Raw genomic sequence first — 19550 nt, 5'->3', positions numbered from 1 at the left:
AATAAAATCATCCTAGCTCATTTCGTTCGTTACCTGACTAGCCGTTATTAATTAATATATCTGTCATTTTGTATTGATAAGCTAGCCAATAAGCGAAAATAAGTATCCCATAATACTCTGTTTTTGTCGCCAACAACTAAGGTCATTCCGCCATATGAGTGATAACGTATTTGACCCTAGAGTAAACCTATCATGTACAAGTGCCTGGGGTAACTTATATACCGGGTTTATTGCGCGTCACACTGATCCCTACCGGAATATTACCCTTTTGAATTAGTCGCTCTTAGCCTCATCCACTGCTGGTAGCCAGAGGTAAAATAAATATTTATGAATTTTAACCAATTATTTTGCTATATCTCAGACAGGTCTCACGTATGATCTGATGGTGCAAAGCTGATACATTGGTGTCAGTTAAAATAAAGGATTTGGAGATAATAATGTTTGACGTAAATGAATATTTTGCAGGAAAAGTAAAGTCTATCGCTTTTGATACGCCCGCAGGTAACTCCACGTTAGGGGTGATGGCGCCGGGTGAATACGAATTTGCTACCAGTCAACACGAGACGATGACGGTCGTCAGTGGTGTGATGAACGTTTTGTTACCTGGAACGTCGGAATGGCAAAATTTTGTTGCCGGTCAAGTATTTAAAGTCGCTGCAAACGTTAAATTTGACGTACAGGTTAGTGTCAATACTGCTTATTTGTGTGACTACGTTTAATTTTTTATGATGAAAAAAACCGTAAGAAAGCTGGATAATAATGTCATCAAAGCCCTGACCTTAGCCTGTGAAATGGCCAAAGATAAGGTTCCAGGTTTTAAGTGGTTAACCCATACCGCAAGTTATGATTGTTTTCCTGGAAGCTTGGCGGTGTTTTGCGTCTTCGATACCCAAGCTTCACTGCTTCAAGCACAAATCGACGAACTTGATGTCTATTTACGTCGCCTGATCCAGGGGCAGTTATTGAAGGTCGGCATCAAACTTAAAGATGTTCGTCACCACGTACGTCTAGATAGCGAAGAAGCCTGCAAGATGCAAAATACCGGTGACTGGGACCAGCGCCTAAAAGTACATTGAAGCTATGCACCTAAAGGTGAACGCCCGTAAAGGGACAAACATTCCGTCACCGTGCATGGTTGATATTAAACATTAGGCTAATTTTGGCGCCGCCCAGATTGCTGTTGCCTATCTGCAACTGAGCCTGATATATGCTGAACAAAAATATTGCGCTTAATATAATTCAACGAGCCGCCAGCCTCTTATAATGTGTCAAACACGCTCTGGCTAATGTCTTACCCCGGGATGTCATTTTGCTGTTTGTGCTCGAACAGTGCCAGGACATTCATGATTGGCTCATTGGATTAGCGCACAATTAGCCCGTCCATCTCAGATAGCCTATGGAAGATCCGTGGTCCGCCAAACACAAATTCGGCTAATCCAACTCGAGCTTGGGTATAAGCTAGTGGCTTACCTTAAAATTTTAGCCACAGTGTGTTTATCCAAATATCAGTACGCCTATTTGGGTAATAAACAGACCCCGGATATCTTCTTTACCCAAACTAATTTACTATCTTCATTCATTGATCGTATTTACACTTTTTCATTAAATGAAATGCAGTAAAACGGATTGCTAGATTAGCAAGAATATAGTGAGAACTTATGCAAAGTAGAATAAAGGCGATTAATGCAAAATAGTGAACAGTCGACACCCAATCCTAAGCATTCTAAACCGAAATTATTTTGGATACCGTTAGGCATTTTTATTACTGGGTTGTTCATCGCATCCTATCTCGAAAGGCAACAGAAGCTGGAAAATCAGCAATATATTGAATCGAGACTAAGCTCCAGGCTTGCTCAAATTAGCGCGGCTGCCGTCGAACGAGTAACACTTTATCAATACGGTATAGGAGGACTTAGAGGTGCTATTTTAGCCACAGGCTTGGAAAGCTTTAATTACGACGATATGCAAGTCTACAGGGTGTCTCGTGACTTCGATAGTGAATTCCCTGGTGCCAGGGGGTTCGGACTAATTCGCTATGTTGCCCCAAAACAGGAGGCTGAATTCATTGAGTATGCCCGGCAAGATAGACCGGATAAGACGTTCGAAATACGCCAGTTAAATTTGCATGACGACAGCCAATTTATTATCCAATACATTGAGCCGGAGCAAAAAAATAAACAAGCGATTGGTTTGGATATAGGCTCAGAGTCTGTGCGTCGTCATGCAGCAATCGAATCGGCTAAACACGACGAAGTGAGACTGACTGCGCCAATCACCCTAGTCCAGGCAAGCAACAAAACTCGTCACGGTTTTTTAATGCTCATGCCGATTTATCGTGTAAGTCCTGCGCCTCAAACCATTGAACAGAGAATGGCCAGCATCGAGGGGTGGAGCTATGCACCGCTATTAATAGATGAGGTGTTAAACACAGTTAGCACTCTTAAGAACGATTTAATCTTGAGTATCAAAGATACTGATGGAGAAACCTCAACCACTTTTTATCAATTTGGCCAGTTGGATGAGGGGGCAGCGGATTACAAAGTAAGTCAATCGATTAACCTCTTTGGTCGTAACTGGGTTTTGGAGCTTACCGGTAAGCCGCCATTTATTGAAGCGCTTTTACTGCCAACCAACCACCAGGTGTTTCTGACTGCCATGGGCGGAACCATCTTACTTATGCTGATTGCGTTTAGTATTCAGTTGACCGTGGCAAGGCGAGGGCAGGCGAGCGCGCACAAAATTGAATTATCCCTGGTTACCCAGAAGGCCCTTAAACAAGCCAATAAGCAACTTGAACAAGAAGTATCGAAAAGAATAAAGCAAATATCTCATGCGAGTGTATTGCAGCGCAGTATTCTTGAAAGCGCAGGTTACGCTATTATTGCTACCGATGAGATTGGCACTGTCACCGTTTTTAACCCTGCCGCTGAGACACTACTTGGCTATTCAGCCCAAGAATTGATTGGCAAGCCTATTCCTGTGGCACTGCATGTTATCGATGAAGTTATCGCCAGGGCAAAAGTCTTATCCACAGAGTTTGGCTATCAAGTCGAACCGGGCTTTGAGGTGGTTGTCGCCAAAGCGCGTTTAGGGGAGTCTGACACGAACCCATGGACTTATGTGCATAAAAGTGGGCGGCATATTCCAGTGCGCTTAACGATAAGTAGTTTATTTGACGACCAACACAACTTGTTTGGTTTTTTGGGCATAGCCTATGATTTAACAGAACAATTGGAACATGTACGGGTGTTAGCCGACGCCAGAGTGCAGGCCGAGCAAGCCAATGAGGCCAAATCCAAGTTTTTAGCCAATATGAGTCATGAAATCCGCACCCCGCTAAACGGTATCTATGGGACATTGCAAATATTGAAAAAAGAAATTATTTCGGAACAAGGAATGGATCTGCTCAATAAAGCCCTTTATTCAACAAGAGGCCTCAATATTATCATCAACGATATTCTTGATTTCTCGAAAATTGAAGCAGGTAAGTTAGTGCTGGAAAGCTGCGTGTTTAAATTACCTGAGTTGCTTGAATATTTGCGTTCAGATTTGTCCGTTTTAGCTTGCCAAAAAGATATTGTATTTAATCTGTCAAATAAGGTGGAACACCAACACTGGCAAGGAGATCCTACCAGGATACGTCAGATCCTGCTGAATATCGCCTCAAATGCTATCAAATTTACTAAGTTGGGCAGTGTGACATTAAATGTCAGCTATAAAGAATCTCAGGGTCATTTAATCTTTGCAATGACAGATACGGGTATCGGCATAGAGAAAGCGCAACAACAAAGGCTGTTTCAACGCTTTGAACAAGCTGACAGTTCAACAACACGTAAATTCGGTGGTACCGGTTTGGGTTTATCTATAACCAACTCCTTAGTTACCCTCATGGGCGGCAACATATTGGTTGAAAGTGAGCTGGGGATAGGCACGACATTTACCGTCATCTTACCTTTACACAAGGCAGCCGCACCAGAGATTAAGCCAACGCAAAACAATAAGGAGGAAATTAACTTTGTTGGAAAGATTATTCTGATCGCCGAAGACAATGAAATAAATCAAGTCATCGTTGAATCCATGCTTACTCCTACCCAAGCAACACTTAAATTTGCATGTAATGGGCTTGAGGCTGTAGCAGCCCAGCAAGCAAGCCCTGCGGATATCATTTTAATGGATATTCAAATGCCTGAGATGGATGGCATAGAAGCATGCAGACAAATAAAAACCACTCACCCCGATACGCCTATCATCGCACTGACGGCAAACGCTATGAGTGAAGATATTAAGTTGTATGAACGTGAGGGATTTGATGGATATATTTCCAAGCCAGTGGAACTGGCGTTGCTTTTAGAGAAATTGCAAGCAATCTTGCAGAGCTAGAGAAACGTCTGGCCAATGCAAAGCGCTAGCGAGTTAAACTCACTGTCAGCAAAGGGAAATAGCCGACAGCACTTGAAATGCTGGCTACTAGGCGGGCAGATGCGGCGGAGATTATTCACCGAGGTTGCTACCATAAAACAGCCAGTTTAGACGTGCTTGTCAGTGCAATGATCCGCTAAACGGATAGACGATTTGGGGATAGCTCAACCTGGCCAAAGAAACAGGTTTTGAATTTGAGTTATATTTAGCCCGTCGATACCTTGGTTTAATCTTGGCTTTTTCAGTTCCCATCAATGTCGCTCATGCGTTAAGTAAACAAAAACCGCGCAATATTAAGCGGTTGGATTTTATGTTTACTCGTGTGCCAAGGGGGAATTTCTCTTAGCCAATTTCTGTTAGGTAAACATATTTTTGAACGGGAGTTCGAAAAGCCCTATACACGCCCTAGTTAACTGTTAATACATCCCTCGATGCTGGCAATGTTTAAGCGGCTATTGCTCTATGGTGATATTGAAGCTTAAGCTGATTTTAGCGCCGCCTAGCGTGCTATTGCCGATCTGCAATTGGCCCTGATAGGCGTCGACCAGATCCGCTACTACTGCCATGCCAATGCCTTGGCCTTCGGTGTAGGTGTCCAAGCGGGTGCCGCGGTTGAGCATGAGTTGGCGTTGGTCGGTGGCAATACCGGGACCATCGTCTTCCACCTCGATAAACAAGCGCGTGACATGTTGATAGACCGATATTTGCACCTGCTGCTGGGCGGCTTTACAGGCGTTATCCAGCAAATTACCCAGTAGCTCCATTAAATCTGTGCTGTCACCATAAAAACACAGACTTTGGTCCTGTTGTGTGTGACTAAGGGTCAGAGCTTTTTCTGCGTGTACCTTACTCATGGCGTTAATGAGTCTAGCTACCACAGGGGCTATCACCACCCCTTTTTCCCACGCATTGACCGTGCCAGCGGTAGCCCGCTTTAACTGACGGCGAATTTGCTGGTCGATTTGCTGTATGGGTTCGTTGGCATCCTCGGGTAAATTTTGAATACCTGCCAACACCGCCAGGGGAGTTTTTAAACCGTGGGCCAGATCGCTGAGGCTATTTTTGTAGCGGCTGCGCTGCTGCTGCTCGGTGGCAAGCAAATGGTTAATACTACTTTTTAGCTTTTCAAGTTCCGGTGGGTAGGTTTGTTTAATGCGTTGTAGTTTGCCAGCCTCGGCTAATTTGATTTGCTCAATCAAACGGTTTATCGGTAGCAAGGCTGCATTGAGACTGAGTATCAGTAACACCAGCAAAATTAGACCAATCAAGCTCAGCCACTTCCACAACGTGTTGATAAAGGCCTTTTCTTCTGCGTCATAAGCCCGTTTGTCTTGCAGAATATAAAAACTTACCGGTATGAAGGCATCTTCGGCGTAAAACTCTGCGGTATAAGCAAACAGGAAATAATCAGCGAGCAGGTTGAAATCATCACGAAACTGCTCTTGGCCTATTTGGGGAGCGCGAAACCGAGGCATTTTTTGCCAATTTAAGGTCGAAATAGATTGCCAGATCAACTGGCCGTCTATTTCGATAAAGGCATACAGACCCGACCCGGGAATATTGAGCTGATCGTTAAACAATTGCTCTGGCATTTGCGGTTGTTTTTCATCCATTTCAAATTCGGATATCAGGGTCAAGCTTTGCACCCGCAATTGCTGCAACATGGATTGGCTAAGGCTACTGGTAAAGGCTCCTTTTAAGGTCAGCGCTGTTAACGGAATAAATACCAGCAATACCAATAGGGCAGCCGCAAAACTGCGTAGGCGTAATGATAGGTTTTTCACCCGGGGAGCTTAAAACTGACGACTAATGCGGTAACCGCGCCCACGGAGGGTCTCGATGGGATTGATTGTGCCCAGGGGGTCGAGCTTTTTACGTAAGCGCCCCACAAAGACCTCGATCACATTGCTATCAAGATCGAAATCTTGATCATAGATATGTTCGGTAAGCTCGGTTTTTGAAACGATTTTTTTGGGGTTGAGCAACAGATACTCCAACACCTTGTATTCGTAAGCAGTCAGTTCAATATCCTGGCCGTCAATGCTGACCTGTTCACTTAACGTATTGAGGCTAATAGGGCCCCTTTCGATAGTAGGACTGGCTTGGCCGGCGGCGCGGCGGATCAGGGCTTTTACCCTGGCCAACAATTCTTCATTTTGAAAGGGTTTGGTCAGGTAATCATCGGCGCCTGCATCCAGACCTTCCACTTTTTCTTGCCAACGATCCCGGGCGGTGAGGATCAATATCGGGCAGGTGATTTGGTTTTTCCGGGTTTTTTGGATCACATCAAAACCGTCCATAACCGGCAGGCCAATATCTATTATGGCCAGATCGTAAGGGTGTTCGTTAAGTAAAAATAAGGCCTTGGCACCATCATCGGCTAAATCAACGCTGTAACCATTTTGCTGCAATAGTGAATCCAGCTGGGTTAATAAACGACTGTCGTCTTCGACAATTAATATCCGCATCATTCATCTCTCTTGGTTTTACTGCTGACTTTGCCCGACGTTTTATCCACATCCACTGATACGACCCGGCCAGATTTTTGTAATACTTTTACCCGATACTTATTTTTATTTTGATCGACTTTCAATACCCGGCCTTTATATTGTTGCTGGACTTTTTGCGCTGCTTGGGATTTGTCTATGGGTTGAGGTGTGTCTTGAGCCGCAAGATCACCGGCTGCACATAGCGTAAAGCCAGCAAACAATATAAACAGCAGATTCTTACGGTTAATTTTCAAGTCATGATCCTTCTCAGCACACGAAAGCATTCTAGTCTAGCCCAACCACACCAAGTGAGGAAAGGCTTTAAGGTAGGCTGGCACAAGTATTTTTCACTAATGACGACCCTATCTAATGGGTTGAGTGTAACCGTCCTAGTCTGAATTTTAGCTGAATTGCCGGAGGCAATCGCTAAGTTAACGGCCAAATATTGAAGAGCACAAACGGCTTATTAACGGTGCTCGCGGTTGGCATGAGTGGCCGACAAACTGTATTTAAAAATCCACCTTTTTCCGCATCACCTTCTTTTGCCCTGATTTTTTTTTGCCTTCAATGCGGCGAATTTGTGAACCCTTGGTGGGTTTGGTTGCCCGGCGAGTTTTTTGCACCACGCCGGCTTGGCGAATAATCTCCACCAGACGTTCAATGGCTTCCTGGCGGTTCATATCTTGGGTGCGATGGGCCTGGGCTTTGAGTATTAATACACCATCTTGGGTAATGCGATTATCGTTACTGGCAAGTAACTGCTGTTTATAAAACTCTGGCAAAGAAGAAGCGTTGATATCAAAACGTAAGTGGATCGCACTGGAAACCTTGTTAACGTTTTGTCCTCCGGCACCCTGAGCCCGAATGGCCGTGAGCTCTACTTCATTGTCTGGCAGCAACAGGTAACTTTTAATTTCAATCATTTCCACATCTTAACGGTTTATGGGTGGCAGCAGGATATTTCTAGGGCAATAGTCTTGGCTATTGCCCTGGTGAGGCCCTAAGGCAATACCTTAATATAGGGTTTAACCACCACTTTCTTAAAGACCCCTGCTAACATGTAGGGGTCGTTATCGGCCCAGTTTTGCGCCTCGGGTAAACTGGCAAACTCGGCGATGATCAGCGAACCACTAAACCCCGCTTCTCCTGGGTCTACACTGTCAATGGCAGGACAAGGCCCGGCTACCAGTATTTGGCCGGCATCAACCAGCTGTTGAATACGGGCCAAATGCGCCGGACGGGTTTGTTTGCGCAGCGCCAGGCTACTGGCAACATCTTCACAATAAATCATATACCACATAAGCTATTTTCCTTTTTTGGTTGCCTGTTTCATATCTAACACAAATTCCGTCAGCTTATTGAGCATAACTTGTGGCTCGGCCAGATGTTTGGCAATGATATTGACTGTGGCTGAGCCGGATATGGCGCCAGCAGCACCGGCGGCAATGGCGTCTGTAACCTGCAGGGGGGTGGATATGCCAAAACCCAGCAAAGGTGGCGCAATTTTATAACGGGTCAATTTGGCGATCAGTTCACTGGCAGGAATAGTGACTGCGGTTTCGGCTCCGGTTACTCCCGCGCGCCCAAGCAGGTAGGTATAACCCTGAGATTTCTGGCCTATCTCTCCCAAAGTATCATCACTGGCATTGGGCGGGGCGATCAAAATTTGTTTGATACCGGTTTGTTGGGCGACGGCAATAAAACGATCGACTTCCCGTAAAGGTACGTCAGCTATCAAGATTGAATCTACGCCAGCCGCCGCCGCATCCTGGTAAAATTTTTCAATGCCGGGTTTGATCACCAGGTTGCTATACAGCAGCAAACCCACAGGGATATCAGGGTGAACTTCACGGAACTGGCGCAATACCTCGAAACAGTCTTTGGGGTGAATATGATGGCTCAAAGCGCGAATACTGGCCTGCTGAATAGTCGGGCCATCGGCTATGGGGTCTGAAAAGGGAATACCTAGTTCCAGAGCATCCGCACCGCCTTCAACCAAAGCCATAAGTATGGCCAAAGAGGTTTTAAGATCCGGATCACCCAGCATCACAAATGGCACAAAAGCCCCTTCGTTTTTGTTTTTTAGCTCAGCAAACATGTGTGCATATCTGTCGGCATTATTGGCCATGGGTTTGATCTCCTAAAATGCTGTGTACGTGGGCTAAATCTTTATCACCGCGACCGGACAGGTTGACCACTATGATGGTCTCTTCTTCTGCTTCATCGGCCATGTTTAAGGCATGGGCTAGGGCATGGGATGACTCCAGGGCGGGGATAATACCTTCTTTACGTGACAACAACTGAAAGGCATTGAGTGCTTCTTCATCAGTAATGGCAACATATTCGGCGCGACCTATATCGTGTAAATGCGCATGTTGGGGACCAACCCCCGGGTAATCCAGGCCTGCAGAAACCGAATAAGACTCTTCAATCTGGCCGTCTTCATCTTGCATGATGTAGCTATAAGCACCGTGTAAAATACCCGTCGTACCTTTGCCAATTGCAGCACCGTGTTCCATGGTGTGCAAACCTTTACCCGCTGGCTCGACGCCGATTAACCTTACACTGGGCTCATCGATAAAATCGGCAAACATGCCTATAGCATTGGAGCCTCCACCGACACAGGCGACCACCGCATCGGGCAGACGGCCTTCTTTTTGCATGATTTGGGCCCGGGTTTCTTCACCTATCATGCGGTGAAATTCTCGTACTATGGTAGGGAAGGGGTGGGGTCCGGCAGCAGTACCTAATAAATAATGGGCCTTTTCATAACTGCCAGACCAATCGCGCATAGCTTCGTTGACGGCATCTTTTAAGGTGCCGGAGCCAGCATTAACCGCAATGACTTGTGCACCCATTAAACGCATTCTAAATACATTAGGTGCCTGGCGCTCCATATCTTTAGCGCCCATATAAATTCGCGCTTTAAGACCCAATAAGGCACAGGCCAGAGCAGTGGCCACACCGTGTTGTCCTGCACCGGTTTCGGCGATAACTTCGGTTTTCCCCATCCGTTTGGTCAATAGTGCCTGACCCAGTACCTGATTAGTCTTGTGGGCGCCACCGTGCAACAAGTCTTCACGTTTTAAATACAATTTCACTTTCGGGTTGCTTACCAGGTTACGTGACAAGGTCATAGCCGTTGGGCGGCCCGCGTAATCTTTAAGTAAACCCATAAATTCTGCTTGAAATTCCGGATCGTTTTGGGCATCGATAAAGGCTTGTTCTAGCTGATCAAGCGCAGGTATGAGCAATTCCGGCACATACATGCCGCCGAACTGGCCAAATTTACTATCTAACTTATTCATAATAGTTGTCTCATTTTTTAAAGGGGTCTTATTCGATTTCGTTTGGCCGCTTCTTAATACTGGCGAAGCAGGCAAAAAGCTTGGTGTATCTTTTCTGCGGATTTGATCCCTGGGACGCTTTCCACCCCTGAATTCAAATCAAGCCCGGCAACTTGTCTATTAGCTGCCTGGTGTAGGTTGCCCAAATTGATACCACCGGCTAACACTAGCTTGGATTTATCCGTCAGGGCGTCCAGCAGTTGCCAATTAAAGGCTTGCCCTGTGCCACCAGATTGCCCACCTATTTGGCAGTCCAAAACAAATTTGTCTACCCCTTCTTCAGCCAGTGAGGGCAGCTTTTGTGTTACCCCTTTAGCTAACCAAATCTGGCAGTCGGCTCTAAGTTGTGGACGTAATTCATTGATATAGGCCTGGTTTTCCTGGCCATGTAACTGTACCGCGGTCAAATTCAGGGTATCGGCGTATTCCAGCACAATGGCAACCGGCGCATTCACAAACACCCCTACGTAGGCAAAAGGTACGTCCTGGGTGATGTTACGGGCCTGGGCCAAGGTGACATAGCGTTTGGATTGATCATAAAAAATCAGTCCGGCATAACTGGCCCCGCTTGCTGCCACTACTGCGGCGTCTTCACTGCGGGTGATGCCACACACTTTTACGCTGCCATACAGCAACTCTTTAACCGCCTGGGTGATGTTGTCTTTTGCCATCAAGGCACTGCCCACCAAAAAACCATCCACCAAGGGGGCCAAACGACGCACATCCTGATGATTATAAATGCCCGACTCAGAGATGATCAGGCAGGGGTGTTTCGCTTGTTTGATCAAAGGCACCAGTTTTTCAGAGGTGGCCAAATCGGTACTGAGATCCCGCAGATCACGGTTATTGATACCAATGATTTTGGCCTTAAGTGCCAGGGCTCTGTACACCTCTTGTTCATTACTGACCTCGGTTAATACATCCAGTTGTAACGACTCCGCCAGCTCAGCCAGTTCAGTGTATTGGCTATCATCAAGCACCGATAACATCAACAAAATGGCATCCGCGCTGTGATATCGGGCTAAATACACTTGATACGGATCGATGAAAAAATCCTTGTTGATCACAGGTTGTGTGACACGCTGGCGCACATATTCCAGGTACGCGAACTTACCCTGGAAATATTTTTCATCTGTGAGCACTGAAATACAGGCAGCATAGGGGCTATAGGCGGCAATAATGGCATCCAGATCAAAATCCGCTCTAATTAACCCTTTGGAGGGTGAAGCTTTTTTACACTCGAAAATATAACCGGCATTGGGCTGAGCTAAAGCCTGATAAAAGCTACGATCTGAGGGCGTTAAGCCATCAATAAAACTAACCAGTGGCAAGGTAACTTTTCGCTGGGCGATTTCCTGGCGTTTGTCCTGGACAATTTTTTCTAATACATTGGCCATTATCGCTCCTTATTGTTCAATACGACTGATAGCCGCCGATTGTTTTATGACCTGCAACGGCAACTGGTTTTTCATGGCTTCCAGGGCCATTTTCGCCCCTTGTTTAAACGACTCTGCTTTGCCACACAAGGTTAACAATGCCCCAGCGTTCATAGCAACAGCTGCTTGGTGCGCCGCCTGGCCCTTGCCACTTAAAACCTGCTCAATAAGCAGCTTATTTTGTTCAGGGTCACCACCTGTTATGGCGCTTAATGGGAATTCTTCAAGGCCAAAGTCTGCGGCACTGACCGAGTACTGGCGAAGTTCTTGGCTTTTAATTTCAACTATTTGTGAGCTGCCGTGCAGGGCCAGTTCGTCTAACCCGTTGCCGTGTACTACCAGTGCATTTTGGTAACCGAGAAGCTGCAATGTTTGGGCAAAAGGCATTAACAAGGCGGGATCGTATACCCCGATCATAATATGACTGGGCCGGGCCGGATTGACCAAAGGCCCCAATAAATTGAATAGGGTGCGGGTTTTAAGAGTAGTGCGCACCTCCATCGCGTGTTTGATTCCCGAGTGATATACCGGGGCAAACAAGAAACACAGATTGGATTGTTCCAAACAGGCCAGTGCACTTTGGCTACTCATATTTAATTCGAGGCCGAAGGCTTTAAACAAATCAGCAGAACCGGATTTACTCGATACACTGCGATTTCCGTGTTTGGCGACCTTGAGACCACAACTGGCTGCCACTATTGCCGCAGCAGACGAAATATTAATAGTATTGTGACCATCGCCACCTGTGCCGACTATGTCCGCAAAGTCGTAATCGGGGCGGGGGAAAGCCGTGGCGTTTTCGATTAGTGCGCTGGCGGCACCGGCGATTTCTTGTGGGGTTTCTCCCTTGATTTTAAGGGCTGTTAACAAAGCAGATAAAACAATGTTGTCGACCTGACCGGTAACGATTTGTTTGAAAACGGCCTTGGTATCGTCCTGAGTTAATGATTGACCTTGATACAACTGCTCTAACACGCGGTGTAACATAGTGATGCTCCTAATTCTGCGGCGGGTTAGCTGCATGGGTTAAATAGTTTATGCTTTGTATCAGCAACTGACTGCCAAAGACGGTCAAAATGGACTCAGGGTGAAACTGAAATCCCAGCATACGATCTTGTTCGTGGCATACGGCCATAGGTACCGCTTCGAACGTAGCCAGCACCGCTAATTGAGGCGGCATATTGCTAGCCATTAGGGAGTGATAACGGGCGACCGGCAGTGGCTGGGGTAATTCACTAAACATCTTGTCACCACAATGCTTGATCAACGATGACTTGCCATGCATTACGATATCGGCGCGTACAATGCTGCCTCCGTAAGATTCCACTATTGCCTGATGGCCCAGGCAAATACCCAGTACCGGAAAGTGGCCTTTGACCAGGTTTAACAAAGCCGGCATGCTGCCTGCATCGGCCGGGGTACCTGGCCCAGGGGATAACATCAATAACACCTGGCTGTGTTTGGCCTGTTCAGACATTTTGGAAAAAATAACCTCGGCGGGCACTGAGTTGCGGTAAATCTGCAAGGTGAGGCCCATAGTGCGTAGCTCATCCACCAGGTTGTAAGTGAATGAATCAAAATTATCCAGCAAAAATACGCTGATTTCTGGGTTAACTTTAAAACCTGGGGTCGTTGTGGCTGGATGGCTCATTATTGTTGCCCTTCATGATGATGCGCAGTTAAAATCGCCGTGATCACAGCCTGTGCTTTGCCCCGGGTTTCGTCTGCCTCAGATTGTGGGTCAGAATCAAAAACCACTCCGGCCCCGGCTTGAATGTAGGCGGTGTTATTTTTAATAAAGGCTGAACGGATGACGATACAGGTATCCATGTCGCCATGGCCGTTTACATAACCTACTGCGCCGCCATAACTGCCCCTGCGCTGTTTTTCAACCTGGCGAATTAATCCCGCAGCACTGACTTTGGGGGCGCCTACCAGGGTGCCCATATTCATGCAGGCCTGATAGGCGTGCAATGCATCAAGATCATCACGCAGCTGACCTACTACCTTGGATACCAGATGCATTACATGGGAATAGCGGTCGACCTTGAGCAAATCCTTTAAATGACGGGTACCGGGTTTTGATACCTTGGCCACGTCGTTACGAGCTAAATCGACTAACATCAAATGTTCTGACTTTTCTTTTTGATCTTCCCGCAAGTTGAGTTCAATTCGGCTGTCAAGATCCAGATTAATGCTGCCATCTGCGTGTTTACCCCGGGGGCGGGTGCCGGCGATAGGGTAAATCTCTACCTGATTGGTGTCCTGCAAATACTTAAGGGCGGATTCAGGAGACGCGCCAAACATGCAAAAATCCTCATCCTGCATAAAAAACATATAGGGGCTGGGGTTCTGGCGTTTTAAGGCTTCGTAAGCGCCGTGGGGATCCGGGCAGGGCAAACTGAAGATACGAGACGGCACCACCTGAAAAATGTCCCCGGCTAGAATGTGTTGTTTGAGATTTTCTACATCCTGAATAAATTCAGCGTCGGACTTGCTGACCTGTAATTGTTGTTTGGAAACGCTGTGTTTGGTTTTGGGGGGCAGGGGTTTGACGTTAGCGATTTTATGTTTGATTTGTTCCAGCCGTTGGCTGATGGCGAAGAAATTATTACCGACATTTTTACCGCTAAACACACTGCCGATCAATTCACTCTTCTGAGCTTGGTGATCAATCAATAATAAGGTTTCGGCCAAGTAAAATACAAAGTCTGGGCAGCTGTTTTCACTGTCTGTTACTTCGGGCAATTTTTCGAAGCTGGCCAATAAGTCATAGGCAAAAGCCCCGCCTAAAAATAACGCTTGGGGATGTGGGCGAATGGCCACAATTTGTTTGATCAGCATACGCAAGCCGTCAAAGACGGAAGGGGCTTTTAAACGACTATCTTCATCTAAATCCCCCGCCGCTTGTGGAAAAGTAAGGGTAATTGTGTCGCCCTGTTGATCAGATTGATGGTCTACACCTTGGGGGCAATAAGCGGCGAATAGCGGCAATACCGCCCGGCCGTTTTCAGATAAGGCCTGACAGGAAACTTGCTGGCCGTGGCATACCAGCTTTACGGCCGCATCAACCAATAACAGACTTTTCAGGTTGTCTTTGCTGTCAATTTCCGCGGATTCAAGCAATAAATTATGTGACTTACCCTGGCACAGGTACTGGTAGACTTGTAGCGGATCCGCGATGTAATTCACTGATAATAATAAAGTTTCTACCTTTCCTGCTTGTTCTGTTAATTGCGCTAGACTCATGGTTTTCTCGATTAATATTTTTAAAGTGGGTCGATGTTTTTAATCGGGCATAAAAAAAGCCCGTATCATACGGGCTTTTTAGTAATTTTATTTGCACAAATACAAACACTCACAGCCCGCTAGTTAGGGATGTGCCACCACCAATTCATGTTAGTTGTTGAGTATTGTGCTTGTGTCATGTCTTTATATGCTCTTAAATTTGTTTGTTATGACTTGCCCGATATACACAAACTTCGACCTTTTTTACGGTTTTGTCTGCTATTCACCTTGGAATGGGTATAATACGCAATCTAGGCACATAGAAGAAACCAAATTCGCTTCGCTGTCAACACTCAATCAGGTAATTATTTTAGTATTTATGAAAATCGACTTGCATAGCCACACATATTATTCCGACGGACAACTCTCCCCCACAGAGTTGATAGACCGTGCGCACAATATGCAAGTAGACGTGTTGGCGATCACCGATCACGATAGCATAGAGGGGCTAGCTGAAGCCCTGGCCCATCAGGCAAAACAGAAACGCCCCTTGCAAATTGTATCTGGAGTGGAAATCTCCACCGCCTGGCATAATTTCGATATTCATATTCTGGGGCTAAATGTGGATCACCAGGATCCGCTGTTTTTGCACCGTCTGGCGTTGCAAAGTGCGGAACGGGAAACCCGGGCGCAAAAAATGTCAGACAAATTAGCCAAGGCCGGGATCGAAAACGTATTGCGTGATGCCAAACAGTTAGCCGGCGTGGGACAAATCACCCGAGCCCATTTTGCCAGGGTACTGGTTGACCGCCAGGTGGCAAAAGATTTTGACAGCGTATTTAAAAAATACCTGGGCAAGGGCAAAAAAGCCCATGTCGCCCCGCACTGGATCACTATGGCCCAAGCGATAGAATGGATCCACGACGCAGGCGGCAAAGCGGTGTTAGCTCACCCTGGACATTATGATATGACCGCCAAATGGTTACGCCGGCTGGTGGGAGAATACGCCCTTGCCGGAGGAGACGGCATGGAAGTCACCCATGCTCGATTGAACCCGGAAAAACGCAAACTGATTTATGAATTGGCAGTAGAGCATAAGTTACAAGCCTCGGCGGGATCGGATTTTCACTTTCCCAACCGCTGGACAGAGTTAGGCAAAAATTTAGGTTTACCCCAGCAGCTTGAGCCTATTTGGCAAGACTGGTCGTTTATTAACATGACACCTCACGCTGAGAATAGCGTTTAAAAATCCTGGAAATTTTAATTATGAGTCAATTTTTTTATATCCACCCGGACAACCCTCAACTTCGATTGATCAAGCAGGCCTGTGAGTTAATTCATCAAGGTGAGGTAGTGGTATATCCCACTGATTCTGGTTATTCCATCGGTTGTCATATGGACGATAAAAATGCCCTTGAGCAGATTTGTCGCATCCGTCATATTGGCAAGGATCACAACTTCACCCTGATGTGTCGTGATATGTCTGAATTGTCTGAATATGCCCGGGTCGACAATAGTGCCTTTCGTATGATTAAAAATAATACCCCAGGGCCTTATACCTTTATTTTAAAAGCTACCAAAGAAGTGCCCAAGCGTTTACAAAACCCCAAAAGGCGCACTATCGGCATTCGCGTACCGCAAAATACTATCGCCTTGGCTCTGCTTGAAGAGCTGGGCGAACCTTTGATGTCTACCACCTTGATTTTACCCAACGCCATTGTGGCCGAGTCTGATCCCGATGAAATTCGCGATAAACTGGAAAAGCAGGTGGGGTTGATCATTCACGGGGGCTTTTTAGGCGAGCAGCCTACCACAGTGATCGATATGTCCGAGGGTGAAAATATCATTCTGCGGGAAGGTAGCGGCGATATTAGCCCGTTTATTTAGCCATGGTTTAGGTTATGCAAAACAAGCTACAAAACACTTCTCTGGCATGTCTGTCGAATGCGCTGAATGTAACAAGCACAAATTAGTATGACAACGACTGACGACTTACTAAACCTGAGCCATGAGCTGTTACCCGATCCGGTGCAGCAACCCTTGCCGCTGGCGTTTATCAATGGCCAGGCATACACCGACAGACCAGAGGATTTATATATTCCGCCGGATGCCCTCGAACTGATTTTAGAGGCGTTTGAGGGGCCACTGGATTTACTGTTGTATTTGATTCGTCGGCAAAAATTTGATCTGGTAAATTTGCCTGTGTACCAGGTGACCAAGCAGTATATGGAATACGTGGATCTAATGACGGAGTTAAAGTTGGAGTTAGCCGCAGAATACCTATTAATGGCCGCAATTCTGGCGGAAGTAAAGTCGCGGTTGTTATTGCCCAAACGGCCGGATGTCGAAGAGGACGAAGACGACCCCAGAGCCGAGTTGATCAGGCGGCTAAAAGAATACGAGCTGATCAAAACAGCCGCTCAAGAGCTCGACAGTATACCGCGCCAGGAGCGGGATGTGTTTAGTGCCAGTGCCCAGCCAAATGAGTCGGTGGCACCGATCAAGATTTTACCCAAAGTCAGTTTGCAAGAACTGGTAGTGAGTTTTCAGGCAGTGTTGCAGCGCGCTAACGCTTTTGAACACCATCATATTGCCCCAGAAGCCTTGTCGACCCGGGAGCGCATGGCCAGAATACTGGAGCAAATTAACAGCGAGCAGTTTACCGGTTTTGATCAGTTGTTTAGTGTCAAAGAAGGCAAAGCAGGGGTGGTGGTGACATTTTTGGCCATCTTAGAACTATGTAAAGAGCAATTGATTGAATTGGTGCAGGCGCAGCCATTTGCTAATATTCATGTTAAAACGAATACTCAGGAGCAGATTTAATGGCCAAGATATCGGGCGTGCAACTCAAGCAATTACTTGAGGCGGCGATTTTTGTCGCCGATCAGCCTTTGAGTCTTGAACAACTCCAGGGCACTGTACTTGATGGCCTAAGCGTCAGTAAAAAGTTGTTGCAGCAAACCCTGGATAATATTCAACTGGATTATCAAGCCAGAGGGATCCAACTGGTTGAAGTTGCCAGTGGTTACCGGTTTCAGTCCATGGACAGTTTAAGCCCCTGGTTAAGTAAATTGTGGCAAGAGCAGGCACCAAAATATTCACGGGCTATGCTTGAGACCCTATCGTTGATCGCGTATCGCCAACCGATCACCCGGGGTGAGATTGAAGACGTGCGCGGTGTGGCGGTTAGCAGCCATATAATGAAGTCGTTGTTAGAGCGCAATTGGGTAAAAGTAGTGGGCCATAAAGAAGTACCTGGACGCCCCGCACTTTATGCTACTACCCGGGAATTTTTGAATTATTTTTCGCTGAAGAATTTGCAAGACTTACCCAGTACCGAAGTCTTTCGCGACAAGAACATCACCGATACGCTCAAAATATTGGATGAGCCCCAGGTGTCGTTAAGCGCTGCGCCTGTAGCCAAGCCAATAGACCCTGATAACGCAAGCGCAGATGAGCAAACTAATAGCGGCAATGCCGTTGAACCTAATCAACAAGAGCAGTTACATTAATGAGTGAAAAATTACAGAAAGTACTAGCCAACGCTGGCGTGGGCTCCCGTCGTGAGATGGAACGTTGGATAGAGCAGGGGCGCATTTCAGTTAATGGCAAAATTGCCACCCTGGGTGACAGGGTAGAGCCGCTAGATAAATTGCGGGTTGACGGCAACTTGCTCAGTGGCGCACCACAGAAAAGTATGTGCCGGGTGATAATGTATAACAAGCCTGAAGGCGAGTTATGCAGTCGTAAAGACCCTCAAGGGCGTCCGACCGTATTTGATCGCCTGCCAAAAATACTCAATGGCCGCTGGATAGCCGTGGGACGTCTGGATATCAATACCAGTGGCTTATTGTTATTTACTAACGATGGTGAACTGGCGAACCGTTTGATGCACCCCAAACACGAAATTGAACGTGAATATGCCGTAAGGGTATTTGGTGAAGTAGACCGAGAAATTCTTACCCGTTTAACCAAAGGGGTTGAACTGGAAGACGGTATGGCCAAATTCACCGAAATTCGCAAACGCCCAGGTGATGATGAAAGCCTCAACAGCTGGTACAACGTGAGTCTTTCCGAAGGCAAAAACCGTGAAGTACGCCGATTATGGGAATCTCAAGGACTGCAAGTGAGTCGCCTGATCAGGGTACGTTACGGCACGCTGGAATTACAAAATCGCTTGCCCCAAGGTGGCTGGATAGAATTGCCCTTACAGGATTTAAACGTATTGCGTACCAGCGTCAAGCTTGATGTCGAATCAGAATCCTTAGTAGAAGACAAACAAACCAAACTCGATCATGTGCGGTTAAGCAGAATGCGCCGCTCGGTACAAAAACATCGTTTAAATCAAGGTAAAAACAAAAAAGCCTAAGGCAGAGCAACCTAGGCTTTTGGCTATATCAAATCATCCTCATATTAGCGTTAAGCCTTTCGGCTTGGGTAAATCAGCCTAAGCCAACTCCCGAGTGTTCATCTACTTATGCCAAATTGGTTTAACGCACTCAGACAGTTGTGAATTTCATCCGCGGATAAAATAATCACCGTTTTTAACTTCTGGGCTCACCAAAAAAATCCACTAGGCAATCAGCCCCACGCACTTTGCTATGTTGAATCATGGATCCATGCATATCGCC

The 19550-nt window shown here is 46.5% G+C and carries 20 protein-coding genes; 9 read left to right on the top strand and 11 right to left on the bottom strand.

Annotated elements, in window-relative coordinates:
* Positions 1–437 precede the first annotated feature (437 nt).
* The 4 genes from ppnP (at position 438) to AC3RV5_RS15500 (ending at position 4380) form a co-directional block, all read left to right on the top strand.
* Positions 438–719 carry a pyrimidine/purine nucleoside phosphorylase gene (gene ppnP / locus AC3RV5_RS15515; RefSeq protein ID WP_489728513.1) on the top strand — a complete coding sequence of 94 codons (282 nt, stop codon included), beginning with the start codon at positions 438–440 and terminating at the stop codon, positions 717–719.
* Between the two features lie 9 nt (positions 720–728).
* On the top strand, positions 729–1076 hold the full coding sequence (locus AC3RV5_RS15510) for a Fis family transcriptional regulator (RefSeq protein WP_489732178.1): 348 nt from the start codon (positions 729–731) through the stop codon (positions 1074–1076).
* 271 nt (positions 1077–1347) lie between these two features.
* Entirely contained in the window at positions 1348–1620 is a 273-nt protein-coding gene (locus AC3RV5_RS15505) for a hypothetical protein (RefSeq protein WP_489728512.1), read from the top strand.
* A gap of 63 nt (positions 1621–1683) precedes the next feature.
* Positions 1684–4380 (top strand): CHASE domain-containing protein, encoded by a 2697-nt coding sequence (locus AC3RV5_RS15500; protein WP_489728511.1) that lies wholly within the window; start codon positions 1684–1686, stop codon positions 4378–4380.
* A 491-nt stretch (positions 4381–4871) separates the two neighbouring features.
* Here the strand turns inward: AC3RV5_RS15500 and AC3RV5_RS15495 are convergent, their stop codons facing one another.
* The 11 genes from AC3RV5_RS15495 to AC3RV5_RS15445 form a co-directional block, all read right to left on the bottom strand.
* Positions 4872–6203: an ATP-binding protein gene (locus tag AC3RV5_RS15495; protein WP_489728510.1), complete on the bottom strand. Its 1332-nt coding sequence runs from the start codon at positions 6201–6203 to the stop codon at positions 4872–4874.
* 9 nt (positions 6204–6212) lie between these two features.
* Entirely contained in the window at positions 6213–6887 is a 675-nt protein-coding gene (locus AC3RV5_RS15490) for a response regulator transcription factor (protein WP_489732177.1), read from the bottom strand.
* Positions 6887–7162, bottom strand: a complete 276-nt coding sequence (locus tag AC3RV5_RS15485) for a PepSY domain-containing protein (protein ID WP_489728509.1) — start codon at positions 7160–7162, stop codon at positions 6887–6889. The genes AC3RV5_RS15490 and AC3RV5_RS15485 overlap by 1 nt, the downstream gene beginning before the upstream one ends.
* 255 nt (positions 7163–7417) lie before the next feature.
* Complete coding sequence (gene arfB / locus AC3RV5_RS15480; protein WP_489728508.1) at positions 7418–7831, bottom strand: alternative ribosome rescue aminoacyl-tRNA hydrolase ArfB; 414 nt, start codon at positions 7829–7831, stop codon at positions 7418–7420.
* Between the two features lie 77 nt (positions 7832–7908).
* Positions 7909–8208 (bottom strand): YciI family protein, encoded by a 300-nt coding sequence (locus AC3RV5_RS15475; RefSeq protein ID WP_489728507.1) that lies wholly within the window; start codon positions 8206–8208, stop codon positions 7909–7911.
* Between the two features lie 3 nt (positions 8209–8211).
* Positions 8212–9036: a tryptophan synthase subunit alpha gene (gene trpA, locus AC3RV5_RS15470; protein WP_489728506.1), complete on the bottom strand. Its 825-nt coding sequence runs from the start codon at positions 9034–9036 to the stop codon at positions 8212–8214.
* Positions 9026–10216: a tryptophan synthase subunit beta gene (gene trpB, locus AC3RV5_RS15465; RefSeq protein ID WP_489728505.1), complete on the bottom strand. Its 1191-nt coding sequence runs from the start codon at positions 10214–10216 to the stop codon at positions 9026–9028. The genes trpA and trpB overlap by 11 nt, the downstream gene beginning before the upstream one ends.
* Before the next feature lie 53 nt (positions 10217–10269).
* Positions 10270–11652 carry a bifunctional indole-3-glycerol-phosphate synthase TrpC/phosphoribosylanthranilate isomerase TrpF gene (trpCF, locus tag AC3RV5_RS15460; RefSeq protein WP_489728504.1) on the bottom strand — a complete coding sequence of 461 codons (1383 nt, stop codon included), beginning with the start codon at positions 11650–11652 and terminating at the stop codon, positions 10270–10272.
* Between the two features lie 9 nt (positions 11653–11661).
* Positions 11662–12678 (bottom strand): anthranilate phosphoribosyltransferase, encoded by a 1017-nt coding sequence (gene trpD / locus AC3RV5_RS15455; RefSeq protein WP_489728503.1) that lies wholly within the window; start codon positions 12676–12678, stop codon positions 11662–11664.
* Positions 12679–12688: 10 nt separating this feature from the next.
* The gene (locus AC3RV5_RS15450) at positions 12689–13342 is read right to left on the bottom strand and encodes an aminodeoxychorismate/anthranilate synthase component II (RefSeq protein WP_489728502.1); all 654 of its coding nucleotides are present in this window, start codon (positions 13340–13342) and stop codon (positions 12689–12691) included.
* Complete coding sequence (locus AC3RV5_RS15445) at positions 13342–14940, bottom strand: anthranilate synthase component 1 (RefSeq protein ID WP_489728501.1); 1599 nt, start codon at positions 14938–14940, stop codon at positions 13342–13344. Before AC3RV5_RS15445 ends, AC3RV5_RS15450 begins: the two co-directional genes overlap by 1 nt.
* A 358-nt stretch (positions 14941–15298) precedes the next feature.
* Between AC3RV5_RS15445 and AC3RV5_RS15440 the strand changes: the two genes are divergently transcribed.
* The 5 genes from AC3RV5_RS15440 to rluB all read left to right on the top strand — a co-directional run bounded on the left by AC3RV5_RS15440 (position 15299) and on the right by rluB (position 19288).
* Complete coding sequence (locus tag AC3RV5_RS15440) at positions 15299–16165, top strand: PHP domain-containing protein (protein WP_489728500.1); 867 nt, start codon at positions 15299–15301, stop codon at positions 16163–16165.
* Between the two features lie 20 nt (positions 16166–16185).
* Entirely contained in the window at positions 16186–16806 is a 621-nt protein-coding gene (locus AC3RV5_RS15435; protein WP_489728499.1) for an L-threonylcarbamoyladenylate synthase, read from the top strand.
* An 87-nt stretch (positions 16807–16893) separates the two neighbouring features.
* Positions 16894–17742 (top strand): segregation and condensation protein A, encoded by an 849-nt coding sequence (locus tag AC3RV5_RS15430; protein WP_489728498.1) that lies wholly within the window; start codon positions 16894–16896, stop codon positions 17740–17742.
* Positions 17742–18431, top strand: a complete 690-nt coding sequence (gene scpB, locus AC3RV5_RS15425; RefSeq protein ID WP_489728497.1) for an SMC-Scp complex subunit ScpB — start codon at positions 17742–17744, stop codon at positions 18429–18431. Before AC3RV5_RS15430 ends, scpB begins: the two co-directional genes overlap by 1 nt.
* Positions 18431–19288, top strand: coding sequence for a 23S rRNA pseudouridine(2605) synthase RluB (rluB, locus tag AC3RV5_RS15420; protein ID WP_489728496.1), 858 nt, complete (start codon positions 18431–18433; stop codon positions 19286–19288). Before scpB ends, rluB begins: the two co-directional genes overlap by 1 nt.
* Positions 19289–19550 lie beyond the last annotated feature (262 nt).

The organism is Paraglaciecola sp. IT1134 (genome assembly GCF_058068185.1).
This window is presented reverse-complemented; position numbering and strand designations above follow the sequence as displayed.

What these genes read in the sequence shown, in the direction of transcription:
- ppnP (WP_489728513.1), top strand. Translation starts at nt 438, where the DNA reads ATGTTTGACGTAAATGAATATTTTGCAGGAAAAGTAAAGTCTATCGCT.
- AC3RV5_RS15510 (WP_489732178.1), top strand. Translation starts at nt 729, where the DNA reads ATGAAAAAAACCGTAAGAAAGCTGGATAATAATGTCATCAAAGCCCTG.
- AC3RV5_RS15500 (WP_489728511.1), top strand. Translation starts at nt 1,684, where the DNA reads ATGCAAAATAGTGAACAGTCGACACCCAATCCTAAGCATTCTAAACCG.
- AC3RV5_RS15490 (WP_489732177.1), bottom strand. Translation starts at nt 6,887, where the DNA reads ATGCGGATATTAATTGTCGAAGACGACAGTCGTTTATTAACCCAGCTG.
- arfB (WP_489728508.1), bottom strand. Translation starts at nt 7,831, where the DNA reads ATGATTGAAATTAAAAGTTACCTGTTGCTGCCAGACAATGAAGTAGAG.
- AC3RV5_RS15475 (WP_489728507.1), bottom strand. Translation starts at nt 8,208, where the DNA reads ATGTGGTATATGATTTATTGTGAAGATGTTGCCAGTAGCCTGGCGCTG.
- trpA (WP_489728506.1), bottom strand. Translation starts at nt 9,036, where the DNA reads ATGGCCAATAATGCCGACAGATATGCACACATGTTTGCTGAGCTAAAA.
- trpB (WP_489728505.1), bottom strand. Translation starts at nt 10,216, where the DNA reads ATGAATAAGTTAGATAGTAAATTTGGCCAGTTCGGCGGCATGTATGTG.
- trpCF (WP_489728504.1), bottom strand. Translation starts at nt 11,652, where the DNA reads ATGGCCAATGTATTAGAAAAAATTGTCCAGGACAAACGCCAGGAAATC.
- trpD (WP_489728503.1), bottom strand. Translation starts at nt 12,678, where the DNA reads ATGTTACACCGCGTGTTAGAGCAGTTGTATCAAGGTCAATCATTAACT.
- AC3RV5_RS15450 (WP_489728502.1), bottom strand. Translation starts at nt 13,342, where the DNA reads ATGAGCCATCCAGCCACAACGACCCCAGGTTTTAAAGTTAACCCAGAA.
- AC3RV5_RS15445 (WP_489728501.1), bottom strand. Translation starts at nt 14,940, where the DNA reads ATGAGTCTAGCGCAATTAACAGAACAAGCAGGAAAGGTAGAAACTTTA.
- AC3RV5_RS15440 (WP_489728500.1), top strand. Translation starts at nt 15,299, where the DNA reads ATGAAAATCGACTTGCATAGCCACACATATTATTCCGACGGACAACTC.
- AC3RV5_RS15435 (WP_489728499.1), top strand. Translation starts at nt 16,186, where the DNA reads ATGAGTCAATTTTTTTATATCCACCCGGACAACCCTCAACTTCGATTG.
- AC3RV5_RS15430 (WP_489728498.1), top strand. Translation starts at nt 16,894, where the DNA reads ATGACAACGACTGACGACTTACTAAACCTGAGCCATGAGCTGTTACCC.
- scpB (WP_489728497.1), top strand. Translation starts at nt 17,742, where the DNA reads ATGGCCAAGATATCGGGCGTGCAACTCAAGCAATTACTTGAGGCGGCG.
- rluB (WP_489728496.1), top strand. Translation starts at nt 18,431, where the DNA reads ATGAGTGAAAAATTACAGAAAGTACTAGCCAACGCTGGCGTGGGCTCC.